The sequence below is a fragment of the Enterobacter hormaechei subsp. xiangfangensis genome (assembly GCF_001729785.1).
Lineage (GTDB): Bacteria > Pseudomonadota > Gammaproteobacteria > Enterobacterales > Enterobacteriaceae > Enterobacter > Enterobacter hormaechei_C.
This window is the reverse complement of sequence record NZ_CP017183.1, coordinates 4,645,760-4,661,849: the sequence shown is the minus strand read 5'-3', so window position 1 is coordinate 4,661,849 and position 16,090 is coordinate 4,645,760. Positions and strand designations below refer to the sequence as shown.

The window sequence follows — 16,090 nt, the reverse complement described above, 5'->3', positions numbered from 1 at the left end:
CAATTTTTGGCTTAAATGATCTAACGAAGATCCGGGACGATCCTTGCGCTTTGTTGGCGAGCCCGTATAATCCTCGACCCGGCGCGTGATGCTCATCTTCCTGCGTCGTCCGTTGCTCATTTTCCACGCGAAATCGTGCGGAAATACGCGGGAAATAAGGAAAGAGAATTGACTCCGGAGTGTACAATTATTACAATCCGGCCTCTTTAATCACCCACGCTGAGGCGTTAGTCGTTCGAATCTCGTTCGGGTATACGCAAAAGTCAGTGAATTTATTCAAGTTTAGGTAGAAATCGCCATGAAACGCACTTTTCAACCGTCTGTACTGAAGCGCAACCGTTCTCACGGCTTCCGTGCTCGTATGGCTACTAAAAATGGTCGTCAGGTTCTGGCACGTCGTCGTGCTAAAGGCCGCGCTCGTCTGACCGTTTCCAAGTAATAAAGCTAACCCCTGAGTGGTTAAGCTCGCATTTCCCAGGGAGTTACGTTTGTTAACTCCCACTCATTTCACTTTCGTCTTCCAGCAGCCACAACGGGCTGGCACGCCGCAAATCACCATCCTCGGCCGCCAAAATTCGCTGGGGCATCCCCGCATCGGTCTCACAGTCGCCAAGAAAAACGTTAAGCGTGCGCATGAACGCAACCGGATTAAACGTCTGACGCGTGAAAGTTTCCGTTTACGTCAGCACGAACTGCCTTCAATGGATTTCGTGGTGGTGGCGAAAAAAGGGGTTGCCGACCTCGATAACCGTGCTCTCTCGGAAGCGTTGGAAAAATTATGGCGCCGCCACTGTCGCCTGGCTCGCGGGTCCTGATAGCCCTCATTCGGGTCTATCAACGCCTGATTAGTCCGCTACTCGGGCCACACTGCCGTTTCACGCCAACATGCTCAAGCTACGGAATTGAGGCATTGCGCAGGTTTGGAGTGATAAAAGGCAGTTGGTTGACGGTGAAACGCGTATTAAAATGCCACCCTTTACACCCAGGTGGAGACGACCCCGTCCCTCCAGGACCTTTTGATACCAGAGAACACTAACGATGGATTCGCAACGCAATCTTCTTATCATCGCTTTGTTGTTCGTGTCTTTCATGATCTGGCAGGCATGGGAGCAGGATAAAAATCCTCAACCCCAGCAGCAGACCACGCAGACCACGACCACCGCAGCGGGTAGCGCCGCCGACCAGGGCGTACCGGCCAGTGGCCAGGGGAAACAGATTACGGTTAAGACCGATGTGCTTGAGCTGACTATCAACACCCGTGGTGGTGATGTTGAGCAGGCGCTGCTGTTGACCTACCCGAAAGAACTGAAGTCTACCGAACCGTTCCAGTTACTGGAAACCACGCCTGAATTTATCTACCAGGCGCAGAGCGGCCTGACCGGTCGTGATGGCCCGGATAATCCGGCTAACGGTGCGCGTCCACTGTATAACGTCGAGAATGACACGTTTGTACTGGCTGATGGTCAGAACGAACTGGTTATCCCGATGACCTACACCGACGCGGCAGGCAACACCTTCACCAAAACCTTCACCCTGAAACGCGGTGAGTATGCGGTGAACGTGGGCTACAGCGTACAGAACGCCGGTGCGAAACCGCTGGAAATCTCTACCTTTGGTCAGCTGAAGCAGTCCATCAATCTGCCGTCTCACCGTGATACCGGAAGCAGCAACTTTGCGCTGCATACCTTCCGTGGCGCGGCTTACTCCACGCCAGATACCAAGTACGAGAAATACAAATTCGACACCATTGCCGATAACGAAAACCTGAACGTCAGCTCTAAAGGCGGTTGGGTCGCAATGCTGCAACAGTATTTCGCGACGGCGTGGGTACCGAATAACGACGGTACGAACAACTTCTACACCGCGAACCTCGGCAACGGTATTGCAGCCATCGGCTACAAATCTCAGCCGGTTCTGGTGCAGCCGGGTCAAACCGGTAAACTGGCAAGCACCCTGTGGGTCGGCCCGGAAATCCAGGACAAAATGGCTGCCGTTGCGCCGCACCTGGATCTGACCGTGGATTACGGTTGGTTGTGGTTCATCTCTCAGCCGCTGTTTAAGCTGCTGAAGTTCATCCACAGCTTCCTGGGTAACTGGGGCTTCTCCATCATCGTTATCACCTTTATCGTTCGTGGCATCATGTACCCGCTGACTAAAGCGCAGTACACCTCCATGGCGAAGATGCGTATGCTACAGCCGAAGATTCAGGCTATGCGTGAGCGTCTGGGCGATGACAAACAGCGTCAGAGCCAGGAGATGATGGCCCTGTATAAAGCAGAAAAAGTGAACCCACTGGGTGGTTGCTTCCCGCTGCTGATTCAGATGCCAATCTTCCTTGCGCTGTACTACATGCTGATGGGTTCCGTTGAGCTGCGCCACGCGCCGTTCGCCCTGTGGATCCATGACCTGTCCGCACAGGACCCGTACTACATCCTGCCGATCCTGATGGGCGTGACGATGTTCTTCATTCAGAAGATGTCTCCGACCACCGTGACCGACCCGATGCAGCAGAAGATCATGACCTTTATGCCGGTCATATTCACCGTGTTCTTCCTGTGGTTCCCGTCAGGTCTGGTGCTGTACTATATCGTCAGCAACCTGGTGACCATCATCCAGCAGCAGCTGATTTACCGTGGTCTGGAAAAACGTGGCCTGCATAGCCGCGAAAAGAAAAAGTCCTGATTCGGTAACTTAACGCTAAAATAAGGGCGGTCGATTGACCGCCTTTTTTATTTGTATTGAACGAGAGCAACCATGAGCCATAACGACACTATCGTCGCCCAGGCAACCCCACCGGGACGCGGTGGTGTAGGCATTCTGCGTATCTCCGGCCTGAAGGCGCGTGAGGTGGCCGAAGCGGTGCTGGGTAAACTGCCAAAGCCGCGCTACGCTGATTATCTGCCGTTTAAAGATGCTGACGGCACACCGCTGGACCAGGGCATCGCGCTGTGGTTCCCCGGCCCAAACTCCTTTACCGGCGAAGATGTGCTGGAACTTCAGGGCCACGGCGGCCCGGTGATCCTCGACCTGCTGTTAAAACGTATTCTGACCCTGCCTGGCCTGCGCATTGCGAAGCCGGGTGAGTTCTCCGAGCGTGCTTTCCTCAACGATAAGCTCGACCTGGCGCAGGCCGAGGCGATTGCTGATCTGATCGACGCCAGCTCCGAACAGGCGGCCCGCTCCGCGCTGAACTCGTTGCAGGGCGCGTTTTCCGCACGCGTGAATCACCTTGTGGAAGCACTTACTCACCTGCGAATCTATGTCGAAGCGGCTATCGACTTCCCGGACGAGGAGATCGACTTCCTCTCAGACGGTAAAATTGAAGCTCAGCTCAACCAGGTGATGAACGATCTCGATGCCGTCCGCGCCGAAGCGCGCCAGGGCAGCCTGCTGCGTGAAGGCATGAAGGTGGTCATTGCCGGACGCCCCAACGCCGGGAAATCGAGCCTGCTGAACGCCCTGGCGGGCCGTGAAGCGGCGATCGTCACCGACATAGCCGGCACCACCCGCGACGTGCTGCGCGAGCATATCCACATCGACGGAATGCCGCTGCACATCATCGACACCGCTGGCCTGCGCGATGCGAGCGATGAAGTCGAGCGTATCGGTATCGAACGCGCCTGGCAGGAGATCGAGCAGGCCGACCGCGTGCTGTTTATGGTGGACGGCACCACAACCGACGCCGTTGACCCGGCTGAAATCTGGCCAGACTTTATCGCCCGTCTCCCGGCTAAACTGCCGATCACCGTGGTGCGCAACAAGGCCGACGTTACCGGCGAAACGCTGGGCATCAGCGATGTGAATGGTCACTCACTTATTCGCCTGTCGGCCCGTACCGGTGAAGGCGTGGAAGCCCTGCGTAGCCATCTCAAACAGAGCATGGGGTTCGACACCAGCATGGAGGGTGGCTTCCTGGCGCGTCGTCGTCACTTGCAGGCGCTGGAAGAGGCGGCTCGCCACCTTGAGCAGGGTAAAGCCCAGCTGATCGGCGCGTGGGCCGGTGAACTGCTGGCGGAAGAGCTGCGTCTGGCGCAACAGAACCTGAGCGAGATCACCGGGGAGTTTACGTCGGACGATCTGCTTGGACGGATTTTCTCGAGCTTCTGCATTGGTAAGTAATTCCCGTTAATACAGGGTGATTTCCACCAGGGAAATCACCATTGTCCAAATGGCAACTCGCCTAATCCCCTTTCACCCCCTATCCTGCATGCCTGCATCTATGGGGGGTTTATGGCGCGTTTTCTGTTTTGTAGTTTCGCATTAGTTCTGCTTTATCCGTCCGGCATTGATATGTATCTGGTGGGGCTACCGCATATTGCCCGCGATCTGGGTGCCAGCGAGGCGCAACTGCACATCGCGTTTTCGGCCTACCTCGCGGGAATGGCGTCGTCGATGGTATTTGCCGGGAAAATCGCGGATAAAGCAGGCCGCCAGCCCGTCGCGATTACGGGTGCAGTTATCTTTGCGCTGGCATCAGTACTCTGTTCAGTGGCTCAGGAAAGCACAATGTTCCTGTCAGGACGTTTTATCCAGGGCATTGGCGCAGGCGGCTGTTACGTGGTGGCCTTTGCCATTCTGCGCGATACCTTGAGCGCCCAGCGCCGCGCCAAGGTGCTGTCGATGCTGAACGGCATTACCTGCATCATCCCGGTGCTGGCACCGGTTGTAGGCTACCTGATTATGCTTAAATTTCCGTGGCAGAGTCTTTTCTGGACCATGGCAGCCATGGGCGCCATCGTCTTTATCCTGTCCGTGACGGTGCTGAAAGAGACCCATCCCGGTTCGCAACAGCCATATCACACCGCAACCCTCCATCCGGCTGAAAAGCTGGTGAATCGCTTTTTCCTGAGTCGGCTGGCAATCACCACGCTTAGCGTGGCGGTGATCCTCACCTATGTAAACGTTTCCCCGGTGTTGCTGATGGAGACGATGGGCTTCGATCGCGGTGAGTATTCGACGGTGATGGCGCTAACCGCGATGGTGAGCATGGCGGTTTCATTCTCAACGCCCTTTGCGCTCAACATCTTCCGCCAGCGCACGCTGATGCTCACCTCACAGACGCTGTTTCTCGCCGCAGGCGTGATCCTGGCGACCGCCACCTCACACGCTGTAATGCTGGTGGGCATTACTTTGATCTGCGCCGGATTCTCCGTCGGCTTTGGTGTGGCGATGAGTCAGGCGCTTGGCCCCTTCTCGCTGCGGGCAGGCGTGGCCAGCTCGGTGCTGGGCATTGCGCAGGTCTGCGGTTCTTCGCTATGGATTTGGCTGGCGGCGGTGATCGGCCTTAACGCGCTGAATATGCTGATCGGGGTTCTGATTGGCTGTAGCATACTCTGCATTACCTTACTTATGGTCATCCAGCCCGCGGCGAACTATGAAGAAGCCCATCAGCAGTCTCGATCTTAATCTTTTACTTTGCCTGCAACTTTTGTTGCAGGAGCGCAGCGTCACCAAAGCCGCGAAGCGGATGAACGTGACGCCGTCCGCGGTGAGTAAATCGCTGGCGAAGCTGCGCGACTGGTTCGACGATCCGCTGTTTGTGAAAACGCCTTTAGGGCTACTGCCCACGCCTCTGACGGTGAGTCTGGAACAGGATTTGGCCGACTGGATGCAGATTGGCAATCAGATCCTCGATAAATTCCACCATAGCTCTCCAGGCGGGCTTAAGTTTGTGCTCGCCGCCGAAACACCGCTGATGCTGATCCGCTTTAATACCCTGCTGGAGCAGGTGAACGAGCGCTACCCACAGGCGACGGTGAAGCTGCGGCAATGGGATTACGATTCGCTGGACGCCATTACGCGCGGAGAAGTGGATCTGGGCTTCACCGGGCGTGAAACGCACCCTCGCTCGCGCGAACTGCTAAAGCTGATGCCGTGGTTTATCGACTACGAAATCCTGTTCAGTGACCGTCCGTGCGTGTATTTGCGCGAGGATCATCCCGCGCTCCAGGAAGCGTGGGATCTGGAGACGTTTCTGCGCTACCCGCATATCAGCATCTTCTGGGAACGCAGTGACACCTGGGCGCTCGACGAGGTGCTAAGGGCGATGGGCCGGGAGCGTAACATCGCCATGAGTTTGCCCGGTTTTGAACAGTCGATGTTTATGGCGGCCCAGCCGGATCACAACTACATAGCCACTGCGCCGCACTACTGCCATCACTACAACCAACTCCACCAGCGTAATCTGGTCTGTCTGCCCATTCCCATCGATGAGGCGCAGGCAGAAAAGCTCACCGTACCCTTCACGCTGATCTGGCATAAACGGAACAGCCATAATCCGAAAATCCTCTGGCTGCGTGAGACGATTAAAGCGCTGTATACCGCACCAGATCAGGTTTTTGCCTAAGATAATGTAAAGTTCGGTGCTCAGGCTTCTCTTATTTCCATTTACTGATTAAAACAGAAGCTAAGTTAAGCGATAATCATGTAACCGTTTAACCGACTACGACCATTATCAAGGAGCGAAAAATGGCTACGCACTTTGCACGAGGAACATTAACGGAAGGGCATCTCGTATCGGCCAGACTTTCTTCAGCCTGTCACAGTGAGGCGCTCAAACTACCTGAACACCGCAGGACGCGGTTTTTAGCTTCCAGAGCGCTCCTCGCAGAACTGCTTTTTATGCTCTACGGCACTAGCGAACTACCGGACATAATCACCCAGCCAGAAGGTCGCCCGGTTTTTGCGGACCCGGCACTCCCCCATTTTTCCATTGCGTACACCGGCAACATTGTTGGCGTCGCGCTGACGACTGAAGGTGATTGTGGCCTGGATATGGAGCTGCAACGCGTCACGCGTAGCTTCCATGGTGCTAACGCGCTCGATGAATACCCGCTCTCCAGCAATGAAAAGCTGTGGATACGTAACCAGAACGACCCTGTTGAAGCCAGAGCGCAGCTCATCACCCTTCGCCAGAGCATCCGCAAACTGAACGGCGCGGCGTCAGACGACGCCAGCCTGTTGCAGCTGCTCCCCGGCTCCGGACGCCTGCGCGCGACAAAAGCCTCGCTGGTAGAGGCGCTCAGCGACGCTGAGGACGTACTGATCTGGTCCGTTGCGGTGAGCCCCGCCATCGAACGGCTGAAAATCTGGGAATTTGACAGTATTCGCGGTTGGCGTAGTCTTCCGGATGTCCCTGAGCGCGCCAACGAGCCCGCCGCGCGCCTGATGCGATTAACCAGTTTACCGGCAGAAAAAGCATACACCCATAGCTGATCCGTCCAGGGTCATCATGATGAAACAGGAGTAATCATGTCTGATACGTTGAAAGTTGTTACGTTACTGGGAAGCCTGCGCAAAGGTTCTTTTAACGGGATGGTTGCCCGTACGCTGCCGCAGCTGGCGCCTGCGGGAATGGAGATCAGTGCCCTGCCGTCCATTGGCGACATCCCGCTTTATGATGCTGACGTTCAGCAGGAAGAAGGGTTCCCGCAAAGCGTGGAAGCGATAGCCGAGCAGATCCGTCAGGCTGACGGCGTGGTGATAGTGACGCCTGAGTATAACTACTCGGTGCCGGGTGGTCTGAAGAACGCCATTGACTGGCTGTCCCGTTTACCGGAGCAGCCGCTGTCTGGTAAACCTGTGCTGATCCAGACCAGCTCAATGGGCGCCATTGGCGGCGCGCGCTGCCAGTATCACCTGCGTCAGATCCTGGTGTTCCTGGATGCGATGGTGATGAACAAGCCGGAATTTATGGGCGGCGTGATTCAGAACAAGGTCGACCCGCAGACGGGTGAAGTGGTGGATCAGAGTACGCGTGACCATCTCTCTGGCCAGCTGACCGCGTTTGGGGATTATATTAAGCGGGTGAAGGCGTAAGCCTTCGCCCTAACCCTCTCCCACAGGGAGAGGGAACTTTGCCCGTAGGTCAGGTAAGCGAAGCGCCACCTGACACCACCAGCATCTTAGTGTGAATCAATAAACACAATCTTCAGCACAAACAGCAGCGCAACAATAATCACGCACGGGCTGAGTTCGCGGAAGCGGCCGGTACCGATCTTCATCACGCAGTAAGAGATAAAGCCCAGCGCGATACCTTCGGTGATCGAGAAGCTGAACGGCATCATCACCGCGGTAATAAACGCCGGAACGGCTTCCGTCAAATCTTCCCACTTCACGCGCGCCAGGCTTGAGGTCATCAGCACGCCGACGTAAATCAGCGCGCCAGCTGCCGCGTATGGTGGCACCATCCCCGCCAGCGGAGAGAGGAAGATCACTAGCAGGAACAGCAGACCCACAACTACCGCCGTCAGGCCAGTACGACCGCCCACGGACACACCGGAAGAGGATTCAATGTAAGCGGTAACAGACGAGGTGCCGATGAAAGAGCCAGCGACGGACGAGATGCTATCCACATACAGCGCCTGCTTCATGCGCGGGAATTTGCCTTTTTCATCCGCCAGACCCGCTTTGTCGGTCACGCCAATCAGCGTACCGGAGGAGTCAAACAGGTTGACCAGCATGAAGGAGAAAATCACCCCGGCCAGACCCAGGTTCAGCGAGCCCGCCAGATCAACGTGGCCAATCACGGTAGAGACGCTTGGTGGCGCAGAGACGATACCGTTGTAATGTACGTCACCCAGCATCCAGCCCAGCAGCGTGGTCACAATGATAGAGACCAGCACCGCAGCATGGATGTTGCGCGACGCCAGGATCGCGATGATAAAGAAGCCCAGCACGCCCAGCAGCACGCTGTGAGAGGTCAGGTTACCAATGCTCACCAGCGTTTCCGGGTTCGCCACGATAACGCCAGCGTTTTTCAGCCCCATCATGCCGATAAACAGACCGATACCGCTGGTGATACCCACGCGCAGGCTCACGGGAATGTTCGCAATCATCCAGTAGCGCACGCGGAAGATGGTCAGCAGCAGCAGGCCGACCGCGCCCCAGAAAATAGCGCCCATCCCGACCTGCCACGGCAGGCCCATCGCCTGAACCACCACGAACGCAAAGAACGCATTCAGGCCCATTGCCGGGGCCAGCGCCACGGGCAGATTAGCGAAAACGCCCATCAGGATGCTGCCAAGCGCCGCGATCAGACAGGTGGTCACGAAGACGGCGCTGGTGTCCATGCCAGCCACGCCCAGAATTTGCGGGTTAACGAAAACGATATAGACCATCGTCAGGAAGGTAGTAAAACCGGCGATCACTTCGGTGCGTGCCGTTGTGCCGTGCTCGCGCAGTTTGAACACGCGCTCAAGCAGCCCCTGACCAGACGTCTGGGTAGTGTGTTGTTGACTCATCATCAATTTCCGAACAAGGAGGGAAAATTCGTCGCTATCCTATACCAAAATGCGACAATAGTGGCGGTTACGGGATACTTTTTTCATTGATTTTGCTTATACGGCAACGATTGCGTCCCGGTGAACTGCCGTACGAAAACGTTAAACTTGTTAAAAGGGAAAGGCATGTCCGGAATTGAAGCGGTATTTTTCGACTGTGACGGTACGCTGGTCGACAGTGAGGTCATTTGTTCCCGCGCGTATGTCGCCATGTTCCAGGAATTTGGTATTACGCTCGATCTCGAAGAGGTGTTTAAACGCTTTAAGGGCGTGAAGCTGTACGAGATCATCGACATCATTAACGAAGAGCACGGGGTGGATCTGGCGAAAGCGGATCTGGAACCGGTGTACCGCGCCGAGGTCGCACGCCTCTTCGACGCCGAGCTGGAAGTTATCGCTGGCGCTAACACGCTGCTGGATGCGATGACGGTGCCGATCTGCGTGGTCTCTAACGGCCCGGTCAGCAAAATGCAGCACTCGCTCGGCAAGCTGAACATGTTGCACCACTTCCCGGAAAAACTGTTCAGCGGCTACGATATCCAGCGCTGGAAGCCGGATCCGGCATTGATGTTCCACGCGGCGAAGGCGATGAACGTCAACGTGGAGAACTGCATCCTGGTGGATGACTCGTCTGCGGGCGCGCAGTCGGGGATTGATGCGGGGATGGAGGTGTTTTACTTCTGCGCCGATCCGCACAACAAGCCGATCGATCATCCAAAAGTGACGACCTTTACCGATCTGGCGCAACTGCCAGCGTTGTGGAAGGCGCGCGGGTGGGATATTACTCGCTGAGTTTTCCCCTCACCCCGGCCCTCTCCCACAGGGAGAGGGAGAAAACCGAATGGTCCCCTCTCCCTGTGGGAGAGGGTTAGGGTGAGGGTAAAAATCACTCTTTCGGATCTTTACCCGCCAGCAGCTTGTCCAGCTCGTCGCCGCCCACGTGTCGGAAATCCTGCCCCTTCACGAAGTAGAAGATGTATTCGCAAATGTTCTGGCAGCGGTCGCCAATACGCTCGATTGAGCGCGCACAGAACAGCGCGGTGAGTACGCTTGGAATGGTACGGGAATCTTCCATCATGTAGGTCATCAGCTGACGCACTATGCCTTCGTATTCCTGGTCAACTTTCTTGTCTTCACGGTAGATACGGACCGCTTCGTCCAGATCCATGCGCGCGAAAGCGTCCAGCACGTCGTGCAGCATCTGCACGGTGTGGCGACCGAGAGACTCCAGACTCACCAGCAGCGGCTGGTGCTGCTGGGAGAATTTCTCCAGCGCGGTGCGGCAGATTTTATCCGCCACGTCACCAATACGCTCCAGCTCGGCGATAGTTTTGATGATCGCCATCACCAGACGCAGGTCGCTCGCCGTCGGCTGACGCTTCGCAATGATGCGCACGCAGGCTTCGTCGATGGCGACTTCCATCATATTGACGTTGTGGTCGCCTTCAATAACGCGCTTCGCCAGCTCGCTGTCCTGGTTGTGCATCGCCGTGATCGCATCAGAAAGCTGCTGCTCGACCATGCCGCCCATGGTCATCACCTGGGTGCGAATGCTTTCCAGCTCTGCGTTAAACTGGCCGGAAATGTGTTTATTAAGATTGAGGTTGTCCATGGTTTCTCCACATGCACTAAGGCAAATCAACCGTAGCGGCCAGTAATATAATCTTCGGTTTGTTTCTTCGCCGGACGGGTGAACAGCGCATCCGTATCGCTGAACTCAATCAACTCGCCCAGGTACATAAACGCCGTGTGGTCAGAACAACGTGCAGCCTGCTGCATGTTGTGGGTCACGATCACCACGGTGTAATCCTGCTTCAGCTCGGTGATCAGCTCTTCGATACGCCCGGTTGAGATCGGGTCCAGGGCTGAGCACGGCTCATCCAGCAGCAAGACTTCCGGGCGAATGGCGATACCGCGCGCAATGCACAGACGCTGCTGCTGACCACCGGAGAGAGAGTACCCACTCTGGTGAAGTTTATCTTTGGTTTCGTTCCATAATGCGGCCTTGGTCAATGCCCACTGCACGCGCTCGTCCATATCCGCACGGGAGAGCTTCTCAAACAGACGCACACCAAAGGCGATGTTGTCATAGATCGACATCGGGAACGGCGTGGGTTTCTGGAATACCATCCCCACTTTCGCACGCAGCAGGGCGATATCCTGGGTATTGGTCAGGATGTTGTCACCGTCCAGCAGAATTTCACCTTCTGCGCGCTGCTCCGGATAGAGCGAATACATTTTGTTAAAGGTGCGCAGCAGCGTGGATTTACCACAGCCGGACGGACCGATGAATGCCGTTACCTGGTTCTTCGCGATATCCAGATTGATATTCTTCAGGGCATGGAATTTGCCGTAGTAGAAGTTCAAATCACGAACCTGAATCTTACCCGGGGCAGTATCAACCATACTCATTGACTCATTTCCTCATTCGGCGCCGCGAGCTGCCGCGCCGTAAAAATTTAACCGTGTTTCTTCTTCGCGAAAATGACGCGCGCCAGAATGTTCAGCAACAGTACGCAAAGGGTGATGATCAGCACCCCGGCCCAGGCCAGCTGCTGCCATTCCGCGAATGGGCTCATCGCAAATTTAAAGATCGTCACCGGCAGGTTGGCGATCGGCTGCATCATGTCCGTGCTCCAGAACTGGTTGGAGAGGGCGGTAAACAGCAGCGGTGCGGTTTCACCGGCGATACGGGCGATAGCCAGCAGGATACCGGTCATGATCCCCGAGACGGACGCTTTCAGGGTGATCGCCGAAATCATTTTCCATTTCGGCGTGCCCAGCGCGTAAGCCGCTTCACGCAGGCTGTCCGGCACCAGTTTCAGCATGTTTTCAGTAGTACGAATAACGATAGGCACCTGCAACAGCGCCAGCGCAATCACACCCGCCCAGCCGGAGAAGTGTTCCATTTGCGCCACCACGATGGTGTAAACAAACAGACCCACGACAATCGACGGGGCAGAAAGCAGAATGTCGTTAATAAAGCGGATGACTTCAGCGATCCAGGACTTGCGCCCATACTCCGCCAGATAGATACCCGCCATAATGCCCAACGGTGTACCGAAAACGGTCGCCCACAGGATCAGCAGGCCGCTACCCGCCAGGGCGTTTGCCAGACCACCGCCCGCCGTGTTCGGCGGCGGCGTCATTTCCGTGAACAGCGCCAGGGACATTCCATCGATGCCGCGGGTGATGGTTGACATCAGGATCCAGATCAGCCAGAACAGGCCGAACGCCATCGTGGCCATGGAAAGCGTCAGCGCAATGCGGTTTTTAATCCGGCGCTTTGACTGCATTTTGCGACGGGATTCCGCAAGCTGAGCGGTATTTTGCATATCGAGAGTTGCCATTAGCGTGCCCCCTCGTTTTTAGCCAGACGCATAATCATCAGCTTGGAGATAGCCAGCACAATAAAGGTGATAACAAACAGGATCAGGCCCAGTTCCATCAGCGCCGCGACGTGCAGCCCGGATTCCGCTTCGGCAAATTCGTTCGCCAGCGCAGAAGTAATACTGTTCCCCGGCATATAGAGCGAAGCGCTGTCGAGTTGGTAGGTGTTGCCGATGATAAAGGTGACCGCCATGGTTTCACCGAGCGCGCGACCTAAGCCCAGCATAATGCCGCCAATCACCCCATTTTTGGTGAACGGAAGGACGATGCGCCAGATAACTTCCCAGGTGGTGCAGCCGATGCCGTAGGCGGACTCTTTCATCATCACCGGGGTTTGTTCGAAGACATCGCGCATGACCGCCGCAATGTACGGAATAATCATGATGGCGAGGATCACACCCGCCGCCAGAATGCCGATACCGAATGCCGGGCCGGAGAACAGCGCCCCCACAAACGGAACGGCAGAAAGCACGTTACCGACCGGCTCCTGGAAGTACGTTGCAAACAGCGGAGCAAAAATAAACAGGCCCCACATGCCGTAAACGATACTTGGGATGGCCGCCAGCAGTTCAATGGCGATACCCAGCGGACGCCGCAGCCAGCCTGGCGCCAGTTCCGTCAGGAACAAGGCAATACCGAAGCTCACCGGAACCGCAATTAGCAGGGCGATAAAAGAGGTCACCAGCGTGCCGTAAATCGGCACCAGCGCACCGTAAATATCGTTCGGCGCATCCCACTCTTTGGTCCACAGGAAGGCGAAACCAAATTTTTGAATGCTCGGCCAGGAGGAGAAAATCAGGGACACGATAATGCCGCCCAGCAGCAATAGCACAATCAGCGCAGCCAGTTTCACCAGCGCGCTGAAAATCATGTCACCTTTTTTACCCGGAGGGTTAAATGCAGGCTTGGTTGCAGCCATAAATTACTCTTCTTTATGAGACGTCTTACGAATATGCCCGGTGGCGCTGACGCTTACCGGGCCTACAGAGTAAACCGTAGGGCGGGATCGCTGCGCGCCACCCGCCATCTTCGTTAAAAAAATCCTGTTAGTACAGCGCTTTACCGCTGCTGTCTTTCACGTTGGTTTTCCATGCAGCACGAATCTGCTCAACCACGCTGTCTGGCAGGCTGGCGTAATCCAGGTCATTAGCCTGTTTGCCGCCGTTTTTGTATGCCCAGTCGAAGAACTTCAGCACTTCTGCGCCCTGCTCTGGTTTCTTCTGCTCTTTGTGAACCAGAATGAAGGTGGTAGAGGTGATTGGCCACGCGTCTTCACCTTTCTGGTTAGTCAGGTCCTGAGCGAAGGATTTGCTCCAGTCAGCGCCTTTGGCGGCGTTGGCGAAGTTCTCTTCGGTCGGGCTAACCGGTTTGCCGTCGGCAGAAACCAGTTTGGTGTAGGCCAGATTGTTCTGCTTAGCGTAGGCGTACTCTACGTAGCCGATAGAGCCAGGCAGACGCTGTACGAAGGCTGCGATACCGTCGTTGCCTTTACCGCCCAGACCGGTTGGCCAGTTAACGGTAGAGCCGGAACCGACTTTAGATTTCCACTCTTCGTTCACTTTCGCCAGATAGCTGGTGAACACGAAAGAGGTACCAGAGCCGTCAGCACGACGAACCACCGCGATATTCTGCGAAGGCAGCTTAACGCCTGGGTTCAGCTTAGTGATGGCTTCGTCATCCCATTTTTTGATTTTGCCCAGGTAGATGTCACCCAGGGTTTTGCCGTCCAGCACCAGCTCGCCTGATTTCAGGCCAGGGATGTTAACAGCCAGCACAACGCCGCCAATCACGGTCGGGAACTGGAACAGGCCTTCCTGATTCAGTTTCTCATCAGACAGCGGAGCGTCGGATGCGCCGAAATCAACGGTATTCGCGGTAATTTGTTTTACGCCACCGGAGGAGCCGATACCCTGATAGTTGACCTTGTTACCGGTCTCTTTCTGGTAGGTATCCGCCCATTTGGCATACACCGGCGCAGGGAAGGTTGCACCAGCGCCAGTCAGGCTTGCTGCTGCGAAGGCAGAGAAAGCGCTCATCGATAAGGTCGCGGCGACAACAGTTGCGACAGTGGTACGCATAACTTTCATAATGTCTCCTGCAAGGATTTCGTAAATCATTGTTTAAGTGGCTACGATGAGCAAAATAGGACAAACAGGTGACAGATAAATGTACGAAATATGACAGTTTTATGACAATGAGAGAGTGTAAAATAAGCCACTGATATTAATGATTATTTGTTCAGGGGAGCATCATAGAGTTGTCATATAGAAAGGGCTAAGCCTGGTGCAAAAGAGGAAAAATGACAACGGCTGTCATAAACAGCCGTTGGGTGATTAATGTTCAATTTCCAGCGTGACCGTTGCGTACGCTTCAAACGTTCCAGGTTTTGGCTGCGCCCCCGTTGCGCTTGCAGGCGCAGCGGAAAAGGTAAGCGAATTGTTTTCGGCGCCGTTATTGTTTTCTCCCCTATCCATGTCCATCCTGCCGCCGTTGACGCTGACCTGACGATCCCACTTGTCGTATACCACAATGCCTACATCATCATTGCCGTTGACTTTCATCATCGTGGCATCGGCGTCGACAGGGTCTCCATGGAAAGTGGAGTAGACAATATTCTCATCCAGCATGCCTGTGCACTGTACCTGAATCGTCTTTTTTACCTTGTGACTCGTCACGGCGGTGCCTTTGGTAGCGGAAAATTCCGGGGCCGGGATTTTGCCAAAATCTATCTCAAGCGTCTGCCCGGGCGCTATCTCGCAATTTTGCGGCACGACGATATCGCCAGCGATTTTGATCTCTGCCATTTTTTCGGTGCTGGAGGTCGAGGAGGCCGCATCCAGCCCGCCATAAAGATCGGCGACTATCGTACCTGGCACACTCACCCGGCCAATAAACGGCTTGTTAATTAAGAATGATATTTTTATTTTTGAACCGGTATTGAGTGTTGGTTCGCTCCCTTCCTCACCAGGCGCATAACAATAGGAGCTATGAGACATTACGTTTGGTTCTGCGCTGAAAGGTACCGGTATATAATCTCTGCCGAGCACAAGTATCGACGTGGCGATGCTGAGGTTGTTATTAAGGGTAAAATAGGTATACCCGTTCTTTACCACATCTTCACTTAACGACGATCGTGCGGTGTAGTAGATTTGGCGAAAGCCCGTAGAGTAATGCGTAAGACAGTTGCATTGCGCTTTGTAACTCGCAGATGAACTGAGCGTTTCCAGATCCCTGATCTCTGTACCTGCTTTATTTTTATCCGCCGGGATCGACAGCCCGTTCAGATTAAGGTTATAGATATAAGCGCCACCTTCGGAGTGACAAATCCCGTCGCCCGTGGTGTACGCTTTGCATACTGGCGTTATAAATATTATCAACGCGCTTAAAAACAGAGGTGTCCTGAATTTCATCTTATTTCC

Annotated in this window: 17 protein-coding genes and 1 pseudogene; 11 read left to right on the top strand and 7 right to left on the bottom strand. The window is 55.1% G+C overall.

Going from position 1 to position 16,090, the window contains the following annotated elements; translation table 11 throughout:
* Positions 1–19 precede the first annotated feature (19 nt).
* The 10 genes and pseudogenes from BFV63_RS23620 to BFV63_RS22205 all read left to right on the top strand — a co-directional run.
* Positions 20–70: pseudogene (locus BFV63_RS23620) on the top strand (hypothetical protein); the annotation flags it as partial.
* A 228-nt stretch (positions 71–298) separates the two neighbouring features.
* Positions 299–439: a 50S ribosomal protein L34 gene (gene rpmH / locus BFV63_RS22240; protein ID WP_000831330.1), complete on the top strand. Its 141-nt coding sequence runs from the start codon at positions 299–301 to the stop codon at positions 437–439.
* A 16-nt stretch (positions 440–455) separates the two neighbouring features.
* Positions 456–815: a ribonuclease P protein component gene (gene rnpA, locus BFV63_RS22235; RefSeq protein ID WP_003861126.1), complete on the top strand. Its 360-nt coding sequence runs from the start codon at positions 456–458 to the stop codon at positions 813–815.
* Positions 779–1,036, top strand: coding sequence for a membrane protein insertion efficiency factor YidD (gene yidD / locus BFV63_RS22925; RefSeq protein WP_001307474.1), 258 nt, complete (start codon positions 779–781; stop codon positions 1,034–1,036). The genes rnpA and yidD overlap by 37 nt, the downstream gene beginning before the upstream one ends.
* A gap of 2 nt (positions 1,037–1,038) precedes the next feature.
* Positions 1,039–2,682, top strand: coding sequence for a membrane protein insertase YidC (gene yidC / locus BFV63_RS22230; protein WP_003861138.1), 1,644 nt, complete (start codon positions 1,039–1,041; stop codon positions 2,680–2,682).
* Positions 2,683–2,754: 72 nt separating this feature from the next.
* Entirely contained in the window at positions 2,755–4,119 is a 1,365-nt protein-coding gene (mnmE, locus tag BFV63_RS22225; RefSeq protein ID WP_015570136.1) for a tRNA uridine-5-carboxymethylaminomethyl(34) synthesis GTPase MnmE, read from the top strand.
* A 111-nt stretch (positions 4,120–4,230) separates the two neighbouring features.
* Positions 4,231–5,406 (top strand): MFS transporter, encoded by a 1,176-nt coding sequence (locus tag BFV63_RS22220; RefSeq protein ID WP_048241611.1) that lies wholly within the window; start codon positions 4,231–4,233, stop codon positions 5,404–5,406.
* Complete coding sequence (gene yidZ, locus BFV63_RS22215; RefSeq protein ID WP_048241613.1) at positions 5,375–6,346, top strand: HTH-type transcriptional regulator YidZ; 972 nt, start codon at positions 5,375–5,377, stop codon at positions 6,344–6,346. The genes BFV63_RS22220 and yidZ overlap by 32 nt, the downstream gene beginning before the upstream one ends.
* Positions 6,347–6,468: 122 nt before the next feature.
* Entirely contained in the window at positions 6,469–7,215 is a 747-nt protein-coding gene (locus BFV63_RS22210) for a 4'-phosphopantetheinyl transferase family protein (RefSeq protein ID WP_032608136.1), read from the top strand.
* Between the two features lie 36 nt (positions 7,216–7,251).
* Positions 7,252–7,818 carry an NADPH-dependent FMN reductase gene (locus tag BFV63_RS22205; RefSeq protein ID WP_003861147.1) on the top strand — a complete coding sequence of 189 codons (567 nt, stop codon included), beginning with the start codon at positions 7,252–7,254 and terminating at the stop codon, positions 7,816–7,818.
* 86 nt (positions 7,819–7,904) lie between these two features.
* On the opposite strand, the gene adeP is transcribed toward BFV63_RS22205, so the two are convergent.
* Entirely contained in the window at positions 7,905–9,242 is a 1,338-nt protein-coding gene (adeP, locus tag BFV63_RS22200; protein WP_003861149.1) for an adenine permease AdeP, read from the bottom strand.
* A gap of 165 nt (positions 9,243–9,407) precedes the next feature.
* Between adeP and yieH the strand changes: the two genes are divergently transcribed.
* Positions 9,408–10,073 (top strand): 6-phosphogluconate phosphatase, encoded by a 666-nt coding sequence (yieH, locus tag BFV63_RS22195; protein WP_003861151.1) that lies wholly within the window; start codon positions 9,408–9,410, stop codon positions 10,071–10,073.
* A gap of 94 nt (positions 10,074–10,167) precedes the next feature.
* Here the strand turns inward: yieH and phoU are convergent, their stop codons facing one another.
* The 6 genes from phoU to stgD form a co-directional block, all read right to left on the bottom strand.
* Positions 10,168–10,893, bottom strand: a complete 726-nt coding sequence (phoU, locus tag BFV63_RS22190) for a phosphate signaling complex protein PhoU (RefSeq protein ID WP_003861153.1) — start codon at positions 10,891–10,893, stop codon at positions 10,168–10,170.
* A 26-nt stretch (positions 10,894–10,919) separates the two neighbouring features.
* Positions 10,920–11,693, bottom strand: coding sequence for a phosphate ABC transporter ATP-binding protein PstB (gene pstB / locus BFV63_RS22185; RefSeq protein WP_003861154.1), 774 nt, complete (start codon positions 11,691–11,693; stop codon positions 10,920–10,922).
* Positions 11,694–11,740: 47 nt separating this feature from the next.
* Entirely contained in the window at positions 11,741–12,631 is an 891-nt protein-coding gene (gene pstA / locus BFV63_RS22180; protein ID WP_003861156.1) for a phosphate ABC transporter permease PstA, read from the bottom strand.
* A complete protein-coding gene (pstC, locus tag BFV63_RS22175) occupies positions 12,631–13,590 on the bottom strand; it encodes a phosphate ABC transporter permease PstC (protein ID WP_003861158.1) in 960 nt (319 codons plus the stop codon). Before pstC ends, pstA begins: the two co-directional genes overlap by 1 nt.
* A gap of 127 nt (positions 13,591–13,717) precedes the next feature.
* Positions 13,718–14,758 carry a phosphate ABC transporter substrate-binding protein PstS gene (gene pstS, locus BFV63_RS22170; protein WP_022652104.1) on the bottom strand — a complete coding sequence of 347 codons (1,041 nt, stop codon included), beginning with the start codon at positions 14,756–14,758 and terminating at the stop codon, positions 13,718–13,720.
* 246 nt (positions 14,759–15,004) lie between these two features.
* Positions 15,005–16,081 carry a fimbrial protein StgD gene (gene stgD, locus BFV63_RS22165; protein ID WP_069597595.1) on the bottom strand — a complete coding sequence of 359 codons (1,077 nt, stop codon included), beginning with the start codon at positions 16,079–16,081 and terminating at the stop codon, positions 15,005–15,007.
* Positions 16,082–16,090 lie beyond the last annotated feature (9 nt).